14 protein-coding genes are annotated in these 19,199 nt (G+C 72.3%); 10 read left to right on the forward strand and 4 right to left on the reverse strand.

Translation table 11 applies throughout. The features are described from left to right. Positions 1-115: 115 nt before the first annotated feature. Positions 116-916 carry a DeoR/GlpR family DNA-binding transcription regulator gene (locus tag Q392_RS16450; RefSeq protein ID WP_084217122.1) on the forward strand — a complete coding sequence of 267 codons (801 nt, stop codon included), beginning with the start codon at positions 116-118 and terminating at the stop codon, positions 914-916. Continuing rightward, a complete protein-coding gene (gene glpK, locus Q392_RS16455) occupies positions 913-2,406 on the forward strand; it encodes a glycerol kinase GlpK (RefSeq protein ID WP_038210079.1) in 1,494 nt (497 codons plus the stop codon). The genes Q392_RS16450 and glpK overlap by 4 nt, the downstream gene beginning before the upstream one ends. A 13-nt stretch (positions 2,407-2,419) precedes the next feature. On the opposite strand, the gene Q392_RS16460 is transcribed toward glpK, so the two are convergent. Next, entirely contained in the window at positions 2,420-3,151 is a 732-nt protein-coding gene (locus tag Q392_RS16460) for a zf-TFIIB domain-containing protein (RefSeq protein ID WP_038210081.1), read from the reverse strand. A 27-nt stretch (positions 3,152-3,178) separates the two neighbouring features. Between Q392_RS16460 and Q392_RS16465 the strand changes: the two genes are divergently transcribed. Then, positions 3,179-3,811 carry a DNA-3-methyladenine glycosylase I gene (locus tag Q392_RS16465; RefSeq protein WP_038210083.1) on the forward strand — a complete coding sequence of 211 codons (633 nt, stop codon included), beginning with the start codon at positions 3,179-3,181 and terminating at the stop codon, positions 3,809-3,811. Positions 3,812-3,955: 144 nt separating this feature from the next. Here Q392_RS16465 and Q392_RS16470 read toward each other — a convergent pair whose 3' ends face one another. From Q392_RS16470 to Q392_RS16480, 3 genes are all read right to left on the reverse strand, one after another. Next, positions 3,956-4,912 (reverse strand): alpha-E domain-containing protein, encoded by a 957-nt coding sequence (locus tag Q392_RS16470; protein ID WP_038210085.1) that lies wholly within the window; start codon positions 4,910-4,912, stop codon positions 3,956-3,958. A gap of 20 nt (positions 4,913-4,932) precedes the next feature. Continuing rightward, entirely contained in the window at positions 4,933-6,465 is a 1,533-nt protein-coding gene (locus tag Q392_RS16475; RefSeq protein ID WP_038210170.1) for a circularly permuted type 2 ATP-grasp protein, read from the reverse strand. Between the two features lie 82 nt (positions 6,466-6,547). Then, entirely contained in the window at positions 6,548-9,013 is a 2,466-nt protein-coding gene (locus Q392_RS16480; protein WP_051953582.1) for a DNA internalization-related competence protein ComEC/Rec2, read from the reverse strand. A gap of 143 nt (positions 9,014-9,156) precedes the next feature. Here Q392_RS16480 and Q392_RS16485 point away from each other — a divergent pair, with 143 nt between their 5' ends. The 7 genes from Q392_RS16485 to Q392_RS16515 all read left to right on the forward strand — a co-directional run bounded on the left by Q392_RS16485 (position 9,157) and on the right by Q392_RS16515 (position 19,059). Further along, a complete protein-coding gene (locus Q392_RS16485; protein WP_038210086.1) occupies positions 9,157-12,714 on the forward strand; it encodes a transglutaminase family protein in 3,558 nt (1,185 codons plus the stop codon). 38 nt (positions 12,715-12,752) lie between these two features. Beyond that, entirely contained in the window at positions 12,753-15,476 is a 2,724-nt protein-coding gene (locus tag Q392_RS16490) for a circularly permuted type 2 ATP-grasp protein (protein ID WP_038210087.1), read from the forward strand. Between the two features lie 13 nt (positions 15,477-15,489). Next, the gene (locus Q392_RS16495) at positions 15,490-16,416 is read left to right on the forward strand and encodes a transglutaminase family protein (RefSeq protein WP_038210090.1); all 927 of its coding nucleotides are present in this window, start codon (positions 15,490-15,492) and stop codon (positions 16,414-16,416) included. Positions 16,417-16,489: 73 nt separating this feature from the next. Beyond that, entirely contained in the window at positions 16,490-16,762 is a 273-nt protein-coding gene (locus tag Q392_RS16500; protein ID WP_038210091.1) for a DUF2789 domain-containing protein, read from the forward strand. A 41-nt stretch (positions 16,763-16,803) separates the two neighbouring features. Further along, a complete protein-coding gene (locus Q392_RS16505) occupies positions 16,804-17,259 on the forward strand; it encodes a RidA family protein (protein ID WP_038210093.1) in 456 nt (151 codons plus the stop codon). Next, positions 17,256-17,960: an SDR family oxidoreductase gene (locus tag Q392_RS16510; RefSeq protein ID WP_038210094.1), complete on the forward strand. Its 705-nt coding sequence runs from the start codon at positions 17,256-17,258 to the stop codon at positions 17,958-17,960. Before Q392_RS16505 ends, Q392_RS16510 begins: the two co-directional genes overlap by 4 nt. A 55-nt stretch (positions 17,961-18,015) precedes the next feature. Next, a complete protein-coding gene (locus Q392_RS16515) occupies positions 18,016-19,059 on the forward strand; it encodes a hypothetical protein (protein WP_038210097.1) in 1,044 nt (347 codons plus the stop codon). The last annotated feature ends 140 nt before the right edge of the window (positions 19,060-19,199 follow it).

Genomic DNA, 19,199 nt, shown 5'->3' on the forward strand with positions numbered 1-19,199 from the left:
AAGACGGCAGAATCCGCAGAGGAAGTCGATTCGCTTTGGTTCATTTCGATTCCTTATTGCGCGAATTATCTCAATATTTCCCCTGATTCGCTTCGGTTTTTTTCGTTTTAAAGTGATTTCCGTGAACGAGTCCAACCCCCGCCAACTGAAGCTGCTGGCCGCGGTGCGCGAGCGCGGCGCCGCCACCGTGGAGGAACTGGCCCAACTGCTCGACGTCACCCTGCAGACGGTGCGGCGCGACGTGCAGCGGCTGGCCGAGGCCGGCCTGCTGGCGCGCTTTCACGGCGGGGTGCGGGTGCCGGGCTCGACCACCGAGAACATCGCCCACGGCCAGCGCGAGGCGCTCAACGCCGAGGGCAAGTCGCGCATCGCCCGCGCCGTGGCCGGCGAGGTGCCGAACGGATGCTCGCTGATCCTGAACGTCGGCACCACCGCAGAAGCCATTGCCCGCGCGCTGCTGCGCCACAGCGGCCTGCGCGTCATCACCAACAACCTGAACGTGGCGGGCATCCTGGCGGCCAACGCGCAGTGCGAGGTGATCGTGGCCGGCGGCACGGTGCGCAGCCGCGACCGCGCGGTGGTGGGCGAGACGGCGGTGGACTTCATGCGCCAGTTCCGGGTCGACATCGCCGTCGTCGGCTGCTCGGGCATCGAGGCCGACGGCACGGTGCGCGACTTCGATCTGCGCGAGGTGAAGGTGGCGCAGGCCATCCTCGCCCAGGGCCGCGAGGTGTGGCTGGCCGCCGACGCGAGCAAGTTCAACCGGCTGGCGATGGTGCAGCTGGCCGAGCTGTCGCGCTTCGACCGCCTGTTCACCGACGCGCCGCCGCCGGCGCCCTTCCCCGACCTGCTGGAACGCGCGCAGGTGCGCTGCGTCGTTGCCGGCGCAGACGCTACAGGAGACCCGACACCATGACCTACCTGCTCGCCCTCGACCAGGGCACCTCCAGCTCGCGCAGCATCGTCTTCGACGCCGCCGGCCGCATCGTCGCCATGGCGCAGCGCGAGCTGCCGCAGATCTACCCGCAGCCCGGCTGGGTGGAGCACGACCCGATGGAGATCTGGCAGGGCCAGCTCGCCACCGCGCGCGAGGTGCTGGCCAAGGCGAAGCTCAAGCCCACCGACATCCGCGCCATCGGCATCACCAACCAGCGCGAGACCACGCTGGTGTGGGAGCGCGCCACCGGCCGCCCGGTGCACCACGCCATCGTCTGGCAGGACCGTCGGGCCGAGCCGCTGTGCGCGAAGCTGCGCGCCGACGGCATGGAGGACACCATCCGCGAGAAGACCGGCCTGGTGATCGACGCCTACTTCTCCGCCACCAAGCTGGTCTGGCTGCTGGACAACGTGCCCGGCCTGCGCGCGCGGGCCGAGCGCGGCGAACTGGCCTTCGGCACGGTCGACAGCTGGCTGATCTGGCAGCTCACCGGCGGCAAGGTGCACGTGACCGACGTGAGCAACGCCTCGCGCACCATGCTCTTCAACGTGCACCGCAACGCATGGGACGCCGACCTGCTCGCGGCGCTGAAGGTGCCCGCCGCGCTGATGCCCGAGGTGCGGCCGTCGAGCTGCCACTTCGCCGATGCGGATGCCGCGCTGCTGGGCGCGCCGCTGCCCATCGGCGGCGTGGCCGGCGACCAGCAGGCCGCCCTGTTCGGCCAGGCCTGCTTCGGCCCCGGCATGGCCAAGAACACCTACGGCACCGGCTGCTTCCTGCTGATGCACACGGGCGAGAAGTTCCAGCCCTCGCGCAACGGCCTGCTGGTGACGAGCGCGGCGCAGACATCGGCGCAGCCGCAATACGCGATGGAAGGCAGCGTCTTCGTCGGCGGCGCCGTGGTGCAGTGGCTGCGCGACGGCCTGCAGGCGATCCAGGGCAGCGGCCAGGTGCAGGCGCTGGCCGAGAGCGTGCCCGACGCCGGCGGCGTGATGGTGGTGCCCGCCTTCACCGGCCTGGGCGCACCCTACTGGAAGGCCGACGCGCGCGGCACCATCACCGGCCTCACGCGCGGCACCACCGTGGCCCACATCGCCCGCGCGGCGCTGGAGAGCATCGCCTACCAGAGCGCCGCCCTGCTCTTCGCCATGAGCCGCGACGCCGAAGCCGCCGGCGGCGCCCCGGTGGCCGAGCTGCGGGTGGACGGCGGCGCCAGCGTGAACGACCTGCTGATGCAGTTCCAGGCCGACCTGCTGGGCATCCCGGTGGTGCGGCCGGAAGTCGTCGAGACGACGGCGCTGGGCGCCGCCTACCTGGCCGGCCTCGCCTGCGGCGTCTACGCCGGCACGGAGGAGCTGAGCCGCCAGTGGCGCGCGCAGCGCCGCTTCATGCCGACCATGAGCCGCGCCCAGGCCGACGAGGCGATGGCGCGCTGGGAGCACGCGGTGCGCCAGGCGACGGCCGCCTGACCCACCCTGCCGCCTACCGGCTCAGCGCCCGCCAGACAAGCTCCACGCCGGCGGCCCACAGGTCGACGGTGCCCTCGCGCCGTGCCTTCTCTTCCTCGCGCAGCGCACGCTGGCGGTCGCGCTCGATCGCCACCAGCGCATCGGCCAGGTCGACCTGGCCCGCCGCCGGTGCGACCGGCCCGCGGGCCGCGTGCGCGGCGCCGTCGGCGTGGCGCCTGAGGGCCTGCTCCACCGCCTGCGGATCGAGCAGCGAGAAAGGCGCGCGGCAATGCGGGCAGGCATGGTCGCGGCGGATGTCCACCGGCGCGCCGCAGCCGCTGCAGTAGATGGCCTGCACCCGCTTGGCCAGGTCCTCGATCTCGGGCTTCGTCATCATCCGCACGAAGCCCTTCTCGATCATGAAGGACGAGAAGGTGGCGAAGCGCCCGTGCCGCTGCGGGCAGCGGTAGGTGACGTAGCGGCCGCTCTTCACCACGTCGAAGCCGTGCAGCAGCGTGCGCCGGCAGTGCGGGCAGGCCAGCGAGGCGCCGAGCGGGCCGTGCGCGTCGTCGCGGTGGTCGTGCAGCCGCTCGAACAGCTCCAGCACGGCGGCCGGCGCCAGCCGCTGGCTCTCCTGCGGGTCGAACCACAGGCCCTGGCAGGCGAAGCAGATGTCCAGCTCGGTCGGCACGCCGGTGTGCGTGGCGAGCTGGTGCACTTCCATCGGCTGGCGGCAGGAGGGGCAGGCGGGCGGCGAGGACGACATGGCCCGTGGAGCATACTGGACGGGACCATGAACACGCCCACCCTGCCCGGCCCCGACGGCCGCCTGCGCTGCCACTGGTGCGCCGCCACCCCCGAGTACACGACCTACCACGACCGGGAATGGGGCTTCCCGGTCGACGACGACCGGCGCCTGTTCGAGAAGCTGAGCCTGGAGGGATTCCAGTCGGGACTGAGCTGGCGGACGATCCTCGCCAAGCGCGAGAACTTCCGCGCCGCCTTCCACCGGTTCGACATCGACCGCGTGGCCCGCTTCGGCGAGCGCGACGTCGAGCGGCTGCTGCAGGACGCCGGCATCGTGCGCCACCGCGGCAAGATCGAGGCGGTGATCCACAACGCCCGCTGCGCGCAGGCGCTCATCGCCGGCGAGGGCTCGCTGGCCGCCTACGTGTGGCGCCACGAGGCGCCGCCGGCCGAGGCATCGGCGCCGGTCTCGACCTCGGCTGCCTCGATCGCGATGTCGAAGGACCTGAAGAAGCGCGGCTGGAAGTTCGTCGGCCCCACCACCGTCTATGCCTTCATGCAGGCGATGGGCCTGGTCAACGACCACGCGCGCGACTGCGTGACACGCGCCGAGGTGGAGCGCGCCCGCGCCGCTTTCCGACGGCCGGGCGGCCAGCCCGGACTCAGAAGGTGTGAATGAATCCGGCGTGCCCGAGCAGGCCGTCAGAACGTGCCCGATCAAGGCGCAAAGCGCAGCCATAGCTCGGGCTATGGCGAGCATTTGCAACGCGGAGCGGGTGCGTTTTGGCGGGATGAGCGGGCATGTCGGTTCGCTCACACCTTCTCAGTGCGCCGGCACCAGAAAGTCCTGGCTGATGCGCCCGCCCAGCTCGTTCACCCGGTCGAGGAACTGCGTGAGGTAGGCGTGCAGCCCGGTGGCGAGGATCTCGTCCACCCGGCCGTACTGCAGCTCGGCCAGCAGCTTGCCGGCGCGGCGCAGCGTCTCGGCGCTCTGGTCGTTGGCGACCTTGCCGAGGTTGTTGACCACCTCGTTCAGGCTGTGGTGCAGCGAGCGCGGCATGTCCACGCGCAGGATGAGCAGTTCCGCCACGCGCTCGGGCTTGATCACGTCGCGGTAGACCTTGCGGTAGACCTCGAAGCCGGAGACGCTGCGCAGGATCGCGCTCCAGTGATAGAAGTCGTACTCCTGGTGCTCCTCGGTGGTGGCGCCGAAGAACTCGCTGCCCATGGCGTGGAACTTCACGTCCACCAGCCGCGCGGTGTTGTCGGCGCGCTCCAGGAAGGTGCCCAGGCGCGAGAAGTGGAATGCCTCGTCCTGCAGCATGGTGCCCAGCGTCACCCCGCGCGAGAGGTGCGAGCGGTGCTTGACCCACTCGAAGAAGGCGCCGGGGTCGCGCTCGAACTGGCCCGGGCGCAGCATGCGGTTGACCTCCAGCCAGGTGGTGTTCTGCGTCTCCCACGACTCGGTGGTCAGCGCGCCGCGCACGGCGCGCGCGTTCTCGCGCGCGGCCTTCAGGCAGGAGATGATCGACGAGGGGTTGCTCTCGTCCCCGACCATGAATTCCATGACGCCCTCGGGCGTGATGGCGTCGTGCTTGGCGAAGTAGGCCGGCCGCAGCTCGCTGATGGACAGCACGCCCTGCCAGCCGAGCTGCGCGACCTCGGCCGACTGCGGCAGCATCGAGGTCTGGTAGTTGACGTCGAGCATGCGGGCGGTGTTCTCCGCCCGCTCGGTGTAGCGCGACATCCAGTAGAGGTGGTCGGCGGTGCGCGAAAGCATGTTCTGGTCCTCCCCCGGGTTCAGGCCGACTGGCTCTGCGTCTGGCTCTGGCCGCCGCCCTGGCGCTGCGACTGCGACTGCGATTGGGACTGCGAGCCGAAGCGCCCCTCGGGCTCCAGGATCCAGGTGTCCTTGGTGCCGCCGCCCTGCGAGGAGTTGACCACCAGCGAGCCCTCCTTCAGCGCCACGCGCGTCAGGCCGCCGGGCACCATCTGCACCTCCTTGGCGCTCAGCACGAAGGGCCGCAGGTCGATGTGGCGGGGCGCGATGCCCGATTCGACGAAGGTGGGCGAGGTCGAGAGGCTGAGCGTGGGCTGGGCGATGTAGCCGTCGGGCTTGGCGCGCACCACCTCGCGGAACTCGTCGATCTCGGCCTGCGTGGCGGCCGGGCCGATCAGCATGCCGTAGCCGCCGGCGCCGTGCACTTCCTTGACCACCAGGTCCTTCATGTTCGCCAGCACGTAGTCCAGGTCTTCCTTCTGCCGGCACATCCAGGTGGGCACGTTCTTCAGGATCGGCTGCTCGCCCAGGTAGAACTCCACCATCTTCGGCACGTAGGGGTAGATGGACTTGTCGTCGGCCACGCCGGTGCCCACCGCGTTGCAGATCACCACGTTGCCGGCCTTGTAGGCGCGCATCAGGCCGGCGCAGCCCAGCGTGGAGTGGGGGCGGAACACCTCCGGGTCGAGGAAGTCGTCGTCCACCCGGCGGTAGATCACGTCCACCCGGCGCGGGCCGCGCGTGGTGCGCATGTAGACGAAGTCGTCCTTGACGAACAGGTCCTGCCCCTCGACCAGTTCCACGCCCATCTGCTGCGCGAGGAAGGCGTGCTCGAAGTAGGCGCTGTTGTACATGCCGGGCGTGAGCACCACCACGGTGGGCTCGGCCGCGGTCGGCCAGGCGCTGGCGCGCAGCGTCTCCAGCAGCAGGTCGGGGTAATGCGCCACCGGCGCCACACGGTTCTGCGCGAACAGCTCCGGGAAGAGCCGCATCATCATCTTGCGGTTCTCCAGCATGTAGCTCACGCCGCTGGGCACGCGCAGGTTGTCCTCCAGCACGTAGTACTCGCCCTTGCCCGAGGAGTCCGGCGCGCGGACGATGTCGATGCCGGAGATGTTGGAGTAGATGTCGTTGGGCACCTGCACGCCGATCATCTCGGGCCGGAACTGCGCGTTGCCCTCGATCTGCTCGGCGGGCACGATGCCGGCCTTGACGATCTCCTGGTCGTGGTAGATGTCGTGGATGAAGCGGTTGAGCGCGGTGACGCGCTGCACCAGGCCCTTCTCCATCGCGGCCCACTCGTCGGCCGGGATGATGCGCGGCAGCAGGTCGAAGGGGATGAGGCGCTCGGTGCCGGCACCGTCCTCGTCCTTCGCGCCGTAGACGGCAAAGGTGATGCCGACGCGGCGGAAGATCATCTCCGCCTCCTCCCGGCGCGACCGCATCACTTCCGTGGGCTGCTTCGCAAGCCATTGGTCGTACCGTTGATAGTGCTGCCGGATGCCGGCGCCCTCGTAGGGCAGCCGGTCGTACATTTCATCGAACTTGTGCATGGAACGACCGATCTCCTTGACCATAGCTTAGCAAGTTCAGGACCAGCTTCACGCGCACTGCAGGTGGCTTTTGTCGGGCATGTCACGGCAGCGGCGGCGGCGCGTGGTGCCAGTAGCGCCGCCGCACGCTGCGCTCGCATTGCACGGCACCGGGCTGCGCGCTGTGCCAGCCCAGGGCGCCGCAGCGCGGTGAATCGACCACCTGCGCGCCCTGCCTGCGCAGGCGCGCCACCACCTCCGGCGCCGGATGGCCGAAGCGGTTGCGCCAGCCGGCCTGCACGATGGCCAGCCGGGGCCGCACCGCCGCCAGGAAGGCCGCGCTCGACGAGGTCTTGCTGCCGTGGTGCGGCACCAGCAGCACGTCGGCGCGCAGCGCGGCGGCGCTGTCGGCCACCAGCGCCAGTTCCTGCGGCCGCTCGATGTCGCCGGCCAGCAGCGCGCTGGTGCGGCCGTTGTCCACCCGCAGCACGCACGACACGGTGTTGGGCCGCGCGCCCTCGACCGCCTGCCCGGGCTGCGGATGCAGCACGGCGAAGCGCACGCCGTCCCATTCCCATTGCAGCCCGGCCGCGCAGGGCTGCTGCGGGCGCAGCGCCCGCAGCGGATGGCCCGCCTCCAGCGTGCCCAGCAGCGCGGCGCCGGGCTGCATCGCCAGCACGGCGGCGGCGCCGCCGGTGTGGTCGGTGTCGCGGTGGCTCAGCAGCAGCGTGTCGACGCGCGCGTCCAGCGCGCGCAGCAGCGGCACCAGCACACGGTGGCCGGCATCGCTGTCCTGGCTGTAGCGGGGGCCCGCGTCGTACAGCAGCGTGTGCCCCGCGGTGCGCACCAGCACGGCGTTGCCCTGGCCGACGTCGACGGCCAGCAGTTCGAACTCGCCTGGCGGCGGACGCGGCGCCTGCCACAGCAGCACCGGCAGCAGCAGCGGCACGCCCATCAGGCGCAGCGAGGGCGGCAGCCGCATCACCAGCAGCAGGCCGCCCAGCACGCCCGCGGCCCCGGCCCACAGCGGCGGTGCGGCGGCCGAGAAAGTGGCGCCCGGCCACGCCGCGAGCGCCTGCAGCAGCCATCCGAGCAGCCCGACCGCGCCGGCCGCGGCATCCCACAGCGCCGGCACCAGCACGCCCAGCATCGCCAGCGGCGTGACCACCAGCGTCACCCACGGAATGGCGACCAGGTTGGCTGCCAGCCCCACCAGCGACACCTGCTGGAACAGCAGCAGGCCCAGCGGCGCCAGCGCCAGCGTCACGACGGCCTGCTCGCGCAGCAGGCGTACGAGCCGTGCGCCGGCATGCCGTGCCGCCCCCGCCTGCGCGGGCATGGCGCCGGCATCGGTGGCGAACAGCACCCCCACCGCGACGAAGCTGAGCCAGAAGCCGGCCTGCATCAGCGCCCACGGGTCCAGCGCGACGACGCCCGCGCACACCAGCAGCCAGGCCAGGGGCCAGGGCCAGCGGCGCGCGCCCAGGCGCAGCAGCGCCGCCAGCGCCAGCATCCAGACGGTGCGCTGCGCCGGTACGCCCCAGCCGCTGAACAGGGCATAGGCCGCCGCCAGCGCCAGGCCGCCGGCCAGCGCCGCCTGCTGTGCCGGCAGCCGCAGCATCAGCCGCGTGCTGCGCCGCCACAGCGCGCCGACCACGGCGCCGGCCAGCCAGGCGAACATCGTCACGTGCAGGCCCGAGATCGACATCAGGTGCGCCACGCCCGTGGCGCGGAAGATGTCCCAGTCGGCCCGGTCGATGGCGGCCTGGTCGCCGGTGACGAGGGCCGCGACCACGCCGGCGCGCTGGCGGTCGGCCACCCGTTCGAGGATCGCGTCGCGCACCGCCTCGCGGGCGCGCTCGACGGGCCGGCGCAGGGCGGCGCGCGAGCCATCCAGGCGCTCGGGCGCCGCATCGCGCGGCCCGGCGCGCACCGTGCCGGCGGCCTGCACGCCCTGCTCCCACAGCCACAGTTCGTAGTCGAAGCCGTGCGGGTTGAGCGTGCCGTGGGGTGCGCGCAATCGCACGGTGAAGCGCCAGCGCTCGCCCGCGTGCACGGCCGGCAGCGGCGCGGCGGCGTCCGCGTCCTGCGATCCCGCCCACGTGCCGGGCGCATACCAGCCCAGCGCCAGGCTCGGCGGCAGGCGAGGCGCCGGCGCATCCGGCCCGCCCGCGGGCCAGCGAGCCGATGCCACGTCGAGGCGGAACTGCTGCCCCGCAGCATTGCGCCGGGGCATCTGCGCGACCACGCCGACCACCTCCACGTCGCGCCCCTCCATCCACGCCGGCAGGGCATCGGACAGATGCATGCCGGCGCGCAGGCCGGCGGCGGCCAGCCCCAGCGCGATGCCGCACAGCATCGCCGGCAGGAACGCAAGGACCGGCCCCGGCCGCAGGCGGCGCAGCAGCCACAGCCCGGCGAGCGCACCCAGCGCCCCCGTCGCATAGACCGCGGCCGGCCAGAGCGCCGCCTGCTGCAGTTGCAGCGCCGCCCCCGCCACCGTGCCCGCCAGGCACGCCATCCGCGCATGCCACGCGGCCGCATGCCGCCCCGCGATGCCTCCCGCCATCCTGCCTGCTCCCTGTGCTTTGCCGCCCCGGACCGGCAGGCTCCGTGGCGCATTAATTGCTTTTGCGTCGGCTAGTATGACGCCGCGCCTGCACCGGGCGGCTTTGCGTCATGCACACGATCCAGCACGAGACCTCATCAGCCATGTCGATCCACGCCGCCCTCCACCACGTCACCCGCTACACCTACGACCGCCCCGTGCAACTGGGCCCGCAGGTCGTGCGGCTGCGGCCGGCGCCGCACTGCCGCAGCAAGATCGTCTCGTACTCGCTGCGCGTCGAGCCCGCCGAGCACTTCATCAACTGGCAACAGGACCCCTTCGCCAACTACCAGGCGCGGCTGGTGTTCCCGAAGAAGACCACCGCGTTCACGGTCACGGTGGACCTGGTGGTCGAGATGGCGGTCTACAACCCCTTCGACTTCTTCCTCGAACCGCATGCCGAGACCGTGCCCTTCCAATACGCGAAGGCGCAGGCGGAGGAACTGGCGCCCTACCTCGCCGCCGAGCCGCTGACGCCCCTGGTGGCCGCCTACCTGGAGAAGATCGACCGCAGCGAGCAGCGCACGGTGGACTTCCTGGTCAAGCTCAACCAGCAGGTGCAGCAGGACGTGCGGTACCTGATCCGCATGGAGCCCGGCGTGCAGACGCCGGAGGAAACGCTCGCCAACGCCAGCGGCTCCTGCCGCGACTCCGGCTGGCTGCTGGTGCAGCTGCTGCGCCACATGGGCCTGGCGGCGCGCTTCGTCTCGGGCTACCTGATCCAGCTCACGCCCGACGTCAAGTCGCTCGACGGCCCGAGCGGCACCGACCACGACTTCACCGACCTGCACGCCTGGTGCGAGGTCTACCTGCCCGGCGCCGGCTGGATCGGCCTGGATGCCACCTCGGGCCTGCTGGCCGGCGAGGGCCACATCCCGCTGGCCTGCACACCCGCACCCTCCAGCGCCGCGCCCATCGAGGGCCTGGTGGACGAGGCCGAGGTCGACTTCGGCCACGAGATGAAGGTCACGCGCGTGTACGAGTCGCCGCGGGTGACGCGGCCCTACACCGACGACCAGTGGGCCGCCGTGCTGGCGCTGGGCGACGCGGTCGACGCGCGCCTGGCGGCCGGCGACGTGCGCCTGACCATGGGCGGCGAGCCCACCTTCGTCGCCAGCAGCGACCGCGATGCGCCCGAGTGGAACACCGACGCCCTCGGCCCCACCAAGCGCGGCTACGCCACCGAACTGGTGCACCGGCTGCGCGAGGAATACGGCCAGGGCGGCTTCCTGCACTTCGGCCAGGGCAAGTGGTACCCGGGCGAGCAGCTGCCGCGCTGGGCGCTGTCGATCTTCTGGCGCGCCGACGGCCAGCCGGCCTGGCACGATCCGGCCCTGTTCGCCGACGAGCGCCAACCGGCGAACTACACCAGCGCCGACGCCGAGCGCTTCACGCACCGGCTGGCGCAGAAGTTGGGCCTCGCGCCCTCCTTCATCCAGCCCGCCTACGAGGACGTCTACTACTACCTCTGGCGCGAACGCCGCCTGCCGGTGAACGTCGACCCCTTCGATTCGAAGCTGGACGACGAACTGGAGCGCGCCCGCCTGCGCCGCGTGTTCACGCAGAAGCTCGATGCGGTGATCGGCTACGTGCTGCCGCTGGAGCCGGCCTCCAACGCGAGCGGCAGCCCGCAGCTCACCGGCCCGCGCTGGAAGACCGGCCCCTGGTTCCTGCGCGACGACCGGCTCTACCTCGTGCCCGGCGACTCGCCCATGGGCTACCGGCTGCCGCTCGATTCGCAGCCGTGGGTGAGCAAGGGCGAATTCCCCTACCTGATTGAGCGCGATCCGAATGCGCCGCCGACGGCACTGCCCCCGGCAGACGACCTGCGCGGGCGCTACGCCGGCCAGAGCGTGCCGGCCACCGACCTGGGCGACGTGCCCTACGCCTTCGGCCCGCCGCCGCAGCCGGGCGCCGCGCTGCGCATGCAGCACCCCGGCGCCGCCCCGCTGCCGCCGGCCGGCGACGACACGCGAGCGCCCGGCCGCTTCCAGTCGGCGCACGGGATCACCCGCACCGCCCTGTGCGTGGAGGCGCGCGATCCGCGCCGCGCCAACGGCCCCGCCGCGGAAAAGCAGGGCAGCGCCTCCGGCATCCTCTACGTCTTCATGCCGCCGCTGGCCTTCCTGGAGGACTACCTCGACCTGCTCGCCGCCGTCGAGGCCACCGCCGGGGAACTGAGCGTGCAGATCGTGCTGGAAGGCTACCCGCCGCCGCGCGACGCGCGCCTGAAGCTGCTGCAGGTCACGCCCGACCCCGGCGTGATCGAAGTCAACATCCACCCGGCCCACGACTGGGGCGAGCTGGTGCAGCACACCGAGTTCCTCTACGACGCCGCCTTCCAGACGCGCCTGGCGGCCGAGAAGTTCATGACCGACGGCCGCCACACCGGCACCGGCGGCGGCAACCACTTCGTGCTGGGCGGCGCCACGCCGGCCGACAGCCCCTTCCTGCGCCGGCCCGAGCTGCTGGCCAGCCTGCTGCTGTACTGGCACAACCACCCTTCGCTGTCGTACCTGTTCTCGGGCCTGTTCATCGGCCCGACCAGCCAGGCGCCGCGCGTGGACGAGGCGCGCAACGACCAGGTCTACGAGCTGGAGATCGCGCTCAAGGAAATCGGGAGGAGCCGCGAGATCTACGGGCAGGCGAGCAGCGCCGGGCCGTCCCACGCCGCGAGCGCCCCCTCGGGGGGCAGCGAGCCACACGAAGTGGGCGAGCGTGGCGGCTATTTCGCGCCCTGGCTGGTCGACCGGCTGCTGCGCAACATCCTGATCGACGTCACCGGCAACACGCACCGCAGCGAGTTCTGCATCGACAAGATGTACTCGCCCGACGGCCCCACCGGCCGGCTGGGCCTGCTGGAGCTGCGCGCCTTCGAGATGCCGCCGCACGCGCGCATGAGCATCGTGCAGCAGCTCCTGATGCGCGCCTTCGTCGCCCGCTTCTGGGACGCGCCCTACCAGGCGCCCGCCACCCGCTGGGGCACCGAGCTGCACGACCGCTTCCTGCTGCCCACCTTCGTGAAGATGGACTTCGAGGACGTCATCGCCGAGATGCGCCAGGCCGGCTTCGCCTTCGAAAGCGAGTGGTTCGCGCCGCACTTCGAGTTCCGTTTCCCGCTGGTGGGCGGGGTGCAGGCCATGGGCATGCAGCTCGGCCTGCGCAACGCGCTGGAGCCCTGGCACGTGATGGGCGAGGAAGGCGCCGTCGGCGGCACCGTGCGCTATGTCGACTCCTCGCTGGAGCGCATCGAGGTGCGCGTGAACGGCCTGAACCAGAGCCGCTACGCCGTCACCGTCAACGGGAAAGTGCTGCCGCTGCAGCCCACCGGCGTGGCCGGCGAGTACGTGGCCGGCGTGCGCTACAAGGCCTGGAACCCGCCCTCCTCGCTGCACCCCACCATCCAGCCGCACGCGCCGCTGACCTTCGACCTGGTCGACACCTGGATGAAGCGCTCGGTGGGCGGCTGCCAGTACCACGTGGCGCACCCGGGCGGGCGCAACTACACCACCTTCCCGGTCAACGCCTACGAGGCCGAGAGCCGGCGCCTGGCGCGCTTCTCGCGCATGGGCCACACGCCTGGACGCATGGAAACGCCGCCGGCCAACATCGAGGCGCCGGGCAGCCGGGAGTTCCCGTTCACGCTGGATCTGCGGCGGTGAAAGGGCGCCGGTGACGGCGATGTGACAATGCCGCCGCCGTGGACCCGCTGAACGACTTCCTTTTCGACGCCCAGGCGCTGGAAGCGCCGGCCGCCTTCGCGGCGGCGCTCGCGCCGCCGGCCCGGCCGGGGCATTTCGACGAGCTGCGCGGCACCGCGACGCCGCTGCCGGCGCCCGCCCGGGTTGCAGCGGCCGCCGCCGCGCCGCTGCACGACGCCACCCAGCCGCAGCCCGAACCCGCCGACGCCGAACCGGCCGCCGCGCCCGCCGCGCCGCTCACCCCCGCCTGGAGCCGCTTCTTCGAGACATTGGGCCCCGCCGGCTTCGCCGACCTGCCGCGCCGCGCGCTGAGCCTGGCGCGGCAGATCCGCGACAACGGCGTCACCTACAACGTGTACGCCGACGCCGGCGGCCCGCAGCGCCCCTGGTCGCTCGATCTGTTCCCCCTCATCGTCGAGCCGCAGACCTGGGCGCGCATCGAGGCCGGCGTGCTGCAGCGCACCCGCCTGCTCGACCGCGTGATGGCCGACGTGTACGGCCCGCAGCACCTGCTGGCCGAGGGCCTGCTGCCCGCCGCGCTGGTGCGCGGCCACCCCGGCTACCTGCGCGCCATGCACGGCGTGCAGCCGCCGGGCGACACCTGGCTGCGCATCGCCGCCTTCGACCTCGCGCGCGGCCCCGACGGGCACTGGTGGGTGGTCTCGCAGCGCACCCAGGCGCCCTCGGGCCTGGGCTACCTGCTGGAGAACCGGCTGGCCATCGCGCGCCAGTTCCCGCAGGCCTTCGAGTCGCTGCAGGTGCAGCGCCTGGCCGCCACCTACAGCGCGATGATGGACGGCCTGCAGGCCATGTGCCCGCCCGGCCCCACGGGTGAACCGCCGCACATCGCGCTGCTCACGCCCGGCCCCTACAACGAGACCTACTTCGAGCACGCCTACCTGGCCCGCTACCTGGGCGTCACGCTGGTCGAGGGCAGCGACCTCACCGTGCGGGGCGAGCGCCTGTACCTCAAGACGCTGCAGGGCCTGCAGCCGGTGCACGGCCTGATCAAGCGGCTGGATGACGCCTTCCTCGACCCGCTGGAGCTGCTGCCCGACTCGACGCTGGGCGTGCCCGGGCTGCTGCAGGCCATCCGCGCCGGCAACGTGCTGGTGGCCAACACGCCGGGCTCGGCCTTCCTCGAATCGCCGGCGCTGCTGGGCTTCCTGCCGGCGCTGGCCGAGCAACTGCTGGGCGAGCCGCTGGCGCTGCCCTCGCTGCCCACCTGGTGGTGCGGCGAGCGCGCGGCCATGGAGGCGGCACTGCCGCAACTGGCCGAATGCGCGATCAAGCCGACCTACCCCGGCTCGCGCGTGCACCCCGGCTTCGACGCCGTGCTGGGCACGCAGCTCGACCGCCGCGCGCTCGACGAATGGGCCGGCCGCATCGTGCGCCAGCCCGAGTCGCACACGGTGCAGAGCCACCTGCCGATGTCGCAGATGCCGACCTGGGCGCAGGACATCGGCCCCGGCCACATCGCGCCCAAGGCGGTGATGCTGCGCGTGTTCGCCGTCAACGACGGCCCCCGCTCCTGGCGTGTGCTGCCCGGCGGCATGGCGCGGCTGGCCGGGCCGGACGCGCAGATCGCGTCGATGCAGCGCGGCGGCAGCAGCGCCGACGTGTGGGTGCTGACCGACGGCGAGGTGGACCGCAGCACCCGTCTGCACACGCAGGCCACGCCGGCCTCGCTGGCGCGCCACCGCGCGCCGGTGACCAGCCGCGCGGCCGAGAACATGTTCTGGCTCGGCCGCTACACCGAGCGCGCCGAGAACACCCTGCGCCTGGCGCGCCTGGCGCTGGACCTGCTGGGCGGCGAGGACCAGTCCTCCCCCGCCCTGGCGGCCTGGCTCGACGCGGTGGCGCGGCGCAACGCGCTGGTGCCGCGCGAGCTGCCCGAGCCGCAGGGCGGCGCCCGCGCGGCGCAGGCGCGCCGCGTGTTCCAGCGCGCGCTCGTCGCCGAACTCGGCGACACCGACCGCGGCCGCAGCGTCGGCTTCAACCTGCACTGCCTGCGCCAGGCCGCCGCCGCGGTGCGCGAGCGCCTGTCGCAGGAGCACTGGAACCAGATCGTGCGCGCCGAGGACGACTTCCTGCGCCGCATGCAGGAGCAGGCCGGCGAGCCGGGCGAGGCGCGCTACGCCCTGGGCGCCACGCAGCGCACGCTGGAGGCGGCCGGCATGGCGCTGGCGGCCATCACCGGCGCGCAGACCGACCGCATGACGCGCGACGACGCCTGGCGGCTGCTGTCCATCGGCCGCCACATCGAGCGCCTGGGCTTCCTCGCCAGCGCGCTGGCGGCCGGCCTGGAGGCGGGCTCGCTGCACGAGGTGAGCGGCTTCGAGGCCATGGTCGCCCTGTTCGACAGCACCATCACCTTCCATGCACGGCACCAGCAGCGGCGCGACCTCGCCACCCTGGCCGACCTGCTGGTGCTCGACGGCGACAACCCGCGTTCGCTGGCCTGGGTCGCGCAGACGCTGCGCGGACGCATCGCGCGCCTGGCCGGCAGCGCGCCGGGCCAGCTCACCGCCCTGTCGCACGAGCTGCCCGACCCGGCCGCCTGGACGCTGGAGGACCTGTGCGAGCCCGGCGACGACGGCCGCCCTGTACGGCTGCTGGCGCTGCTGCAGGCCTGCGAGGCAGCGGCCTGGCGCGTCTCCGACGCCATCGGGGCGCGCTACTTCACGCTCACCCACGAGACCGTGCGTTCGGTCGGGGCCTGAGGGTTTTTCAGCCATGCGCCTGCACGTCGTCCACGAGACCCGCTACGCGTACGCGCCGCCGGTGGAGACGGCGCAGCACATGGCGCACCTGCGGCCGCTGGAACGCCCGGCGCAGCAGCGGCTGCTCGGCCATGCGCTGCACATCACGCCCGAGCCGGTGCAACGCAGCGAGTCGGTGGACGTGTACGGCAACGTGCGTACCTTCTTCGCGCTGGGTTCGACGCACGGCGAACTGGTGGTGCGGGCCGAGAGCCTGGTCGAGACCGCCGCACCGCCGACCTTCGTGCCGGACACCGCGCCCGGCACCCCGTGGGAGGCGGTGCGCGAGCGCTTCCGCTACCGCAAGGGCGTGCGCGACGACCCGGCTTCCGAGTTCGTCTTCCCCTCGCCGCACGTGCCGCTGCACGACGACTTCGGCGCCTACGCGCGCCCGAGCTTCGCGCCCGGCCGGCCGCTGTTCGAGGCCGCGATGGACCTGACGCTGCGCATGCACCGCGACTTCGCCTACGACGCCGACAGCACCGAGGTGGGGACGCCGGCCGTGCAGGCGCTGGCCCAGCGGCGCGGCGTGTGCCAGGACTTCGCGCACATCCTCATCGGCTGCTGCCGCGCCATGGGCCTGCCGGCGCGCTACGTCAGCGGCTACCTGCTGACGCAGCCGCCGCCCGGCCAGCCGCGCCTGGTGGGCGCCGACGCCTCGCACGCCTGGGCGGAGCTGTACGTGCCGCCCGCCGCCGGCGCCCCCGCGCGCGCGCCGGGCGGCTGGGCCGGCTTCGACCCCACCAACGGCCGCCAGCCCGGCGAGGACTACGTGCTGCTGGCCGTGGGCCGCGACTTCGCCGACGTCTCGCCCATCCGCGGCGTGCTGCACGGCGGCGCGCGGCACGTGCTGCACGTCGGGGTGACGGTGCGGCCCGAGGACGAGGAAAACGCCGGCTGAGTCCCACAGTGGCCACGGCCGCAGGCGTCGGACAATGCCCCCAACCCCTCGCCATCCACGCCGAGAAAAAGCCATGACGAACACGCCGAACTCCTCCACCCCGCGCATGACCAACCTCTTCCTGCAGCTCGGGCTCGATGCCGACGAGGCCGCGATCGCGCAGTTCATCCGGTCCCATCAGCTGGCGGCCGACGTCGGGCTGGCGGACGCGCCCTTCTGGAACGAGGCGCAGCGCCAGTTCCTGACCGAGCAGCTCAAGGCCGATGCCGCCTGGGCCATCGTGGTGGACCAGCTCAGCGAATCCCTGCACGAGGACGCCGTCAAGGCACGCACCGGGCTGGACTGACCCACCGACACTTCCACACACCAACCAGTAAAGGTCCTTCCATGAGCATCTACGACAAGCTGAAGTCGCTGAACATCGAACTGCCGCCCGTGGCCACGCCCGCGGCGGCGTACGTGCCCTTCGTGCGCACCGGCAACCTGGTCTTCCTCTCCGGCCACGTGGCGCGCAAGGGCGGCAAGCCCTGGGTCGGCCAGTTCGGCGTGAACATGGGCACCGACGAGGGCAAGGCCGCCGCGCGCGCGGTGGCCATCGACCTGATGGGCACGCTGCACGCCGCCGTGGGCGACCTGAACAAGATCCGCCGCATCGTCAAGCTGATGAGCCTGGTCAATTCCGCGCCTGACTTCACCGAGCAGCACCTGGTGACCAACGGCGCCAGCGAACTGATCGGCGAGGTCTTCGGCGAGCGCGGCGCGCACGCGCGCAGCGCCTTCGGCGTGGCGCAGATCCCGCTGGGCTGCTGCGTCGAGATCGAACTCATCGCTGAAGTCGAATGACGGCCCCGCGCGTGGCCCTCGTCACCGCCGGCGGCAGCGGCATGGGCGCCGCCGCGGCGCGCGGCCTGCGCGCAGCCGGCTTCGAGGTGGCGGTGCTCTCCTCCTCCGGCAAGGGCGAGGCGCTGGCGCAGGAACTGGGCGGCGTCGGCATCACCGGCTCCAACCGCAGCGAGGCCGACCTGCAGCGCCTGGTCGATGCGGCGCTGGCGCGCTGGGGCCGCATCGACGCGGTGGTCAACAGCGCCGGCCACGGCCCCAAGGGCGAGCTGCTGGCGATCAGCGACGAGGACTGGCACCTGGGCATGGAGTTCTACCTGCTCAACGTGGTGCGCATCGCGCGCCTGGTCACGCCGGTGATGCAGCGGCAGAAGGCCGGCTCGATCGTCAACATCGGCACCTACGCCACCTTCGAGCCGGAGCCTGCCTTCCCCACCTCCGGCGTGCTGCGCGCCGGGCTGGCCTCCTTCACCAAGCTGTACGCCGACCAATACGCGGCCGACGGCATCCGCATGAACAACGTGCTGCCGGGCTTCATCGACAGCCTGCCCGAGAAGGAAGACCGCCGCGCGCGCATTCCCATGGGCCGCTACGGCACCGCCGGCGAGGTGGCCGAGCTGATCGTCTTCCTGGCCTCGGACAAGTCCGCCTACATCACCGGCCAGAACATCCGCATCGATGGCGGCATCACGCGGTCGGTCTAGGGCCCGTGAACGCCATGGAGCGCACGGCGTCGCGCGCCTTGATGGGCAGGCTGCGATGAGCTTCGCGACCCCTTCCGTCGCGTTCACAGGCCCTGGCCAGGCGCGCACCTGGCTCGCGATCTTCGGCAGCGCTTACGTGCTGGCGCTGGCGCTGTGCGTCGTGACCGTCCTCACGCCGGCGCCCTACGGCGACCTCACCCGCATCGGGCGCGTGCCGGAATCCGATTTCGGCTGGCGCACGGGCCAGGCGGCCGTCCCGCGGGCCGCGCTGGCCGATGCACCCCTCGCCGAAGCCGACGTGCTGGTGATCGGCGACAGCTTCTCGGTCGGCCGGCTCTGGCAGTCGGTGCTGGTCGGGCAGGGCCTGAAGGTCGCGAGCACCCACTGGGACCAGATCGGCAATGCGCTGTGCAGCGACCTGGACGAGTGGCTGCGCAGCCAGGGCTTCCGCGGCCGGACGGTGATCGTGCAGACCGTGCAGCGATGGGTGGTGCGGCGCATGGACCGCTCGGCGGCATGCGCCCGCACGCAGGGCGTCTACCGGCCGATGGGCGACTCGGCCGCGCCGCCGGACGAACCGCCCGGCTGGGCGCTGAACGACCGCGCCAAGCTGAGCACCGGCATCACGACCTGGACGCACGGCCTGCGGGTGCGGCGCGACCTGCGCGAGGTGGTATTCCGCGACCCGGACAACGACATCCCGCTGGTGAGCGTGCGCCCGCTGGCCGACGGCTGCGTCCAGTTCAGCCACCGGCTGTGCGACCGTGGCCTCTTCCTCGCGGAGGACGTGATGATGGATGTGCCGGGCGACAGGCAGAGCGCCATCGCGCGCCGCATCAGCAGCGCCCACCCGGCGCTGCGGATCGTGTGGATGATCGTGCCGGACAAGACCACGGTGTACGCCGAACCCGGCCGCGGCGCCGGCTTCGCCCGGCAGATCGAAGCGGCCGGCCTGGGCCCGGACCTGTTCGCCCACGCCCAGGCCGCCCGGCGCTCGATCCGGGACTTCTACTGGCCCAACGACACGCATCTGTCCACGCGAGGCATGCTGGACGTCGGCGAGGAGATCCGGCGCTGGATCGAGCGCAGCGCCTCCTGAGCGGCATGGCGCACCCGGTCTAGCACGATCCGGCTACGCGCCCCCGGCACCTGCACCTCCGCCATAGCGCGGCCGTCTGCGGCGCCTGCCCTCCGGCAGGTTCCGCGCCGGCGCACCGCTGCCTAGACTGGCCGCCATCG

Origin of the sequence: Xenophilus azovorans DSM 13620 (assembly GCF_000745855.1) — a bacterium.
Lineage (GTDB): Bacteria > Pseudomonadota > Gammaproteobacteria > Burkholderiales > Burkholderiaceae_C > Xenophilus > Xenophilus azovorans.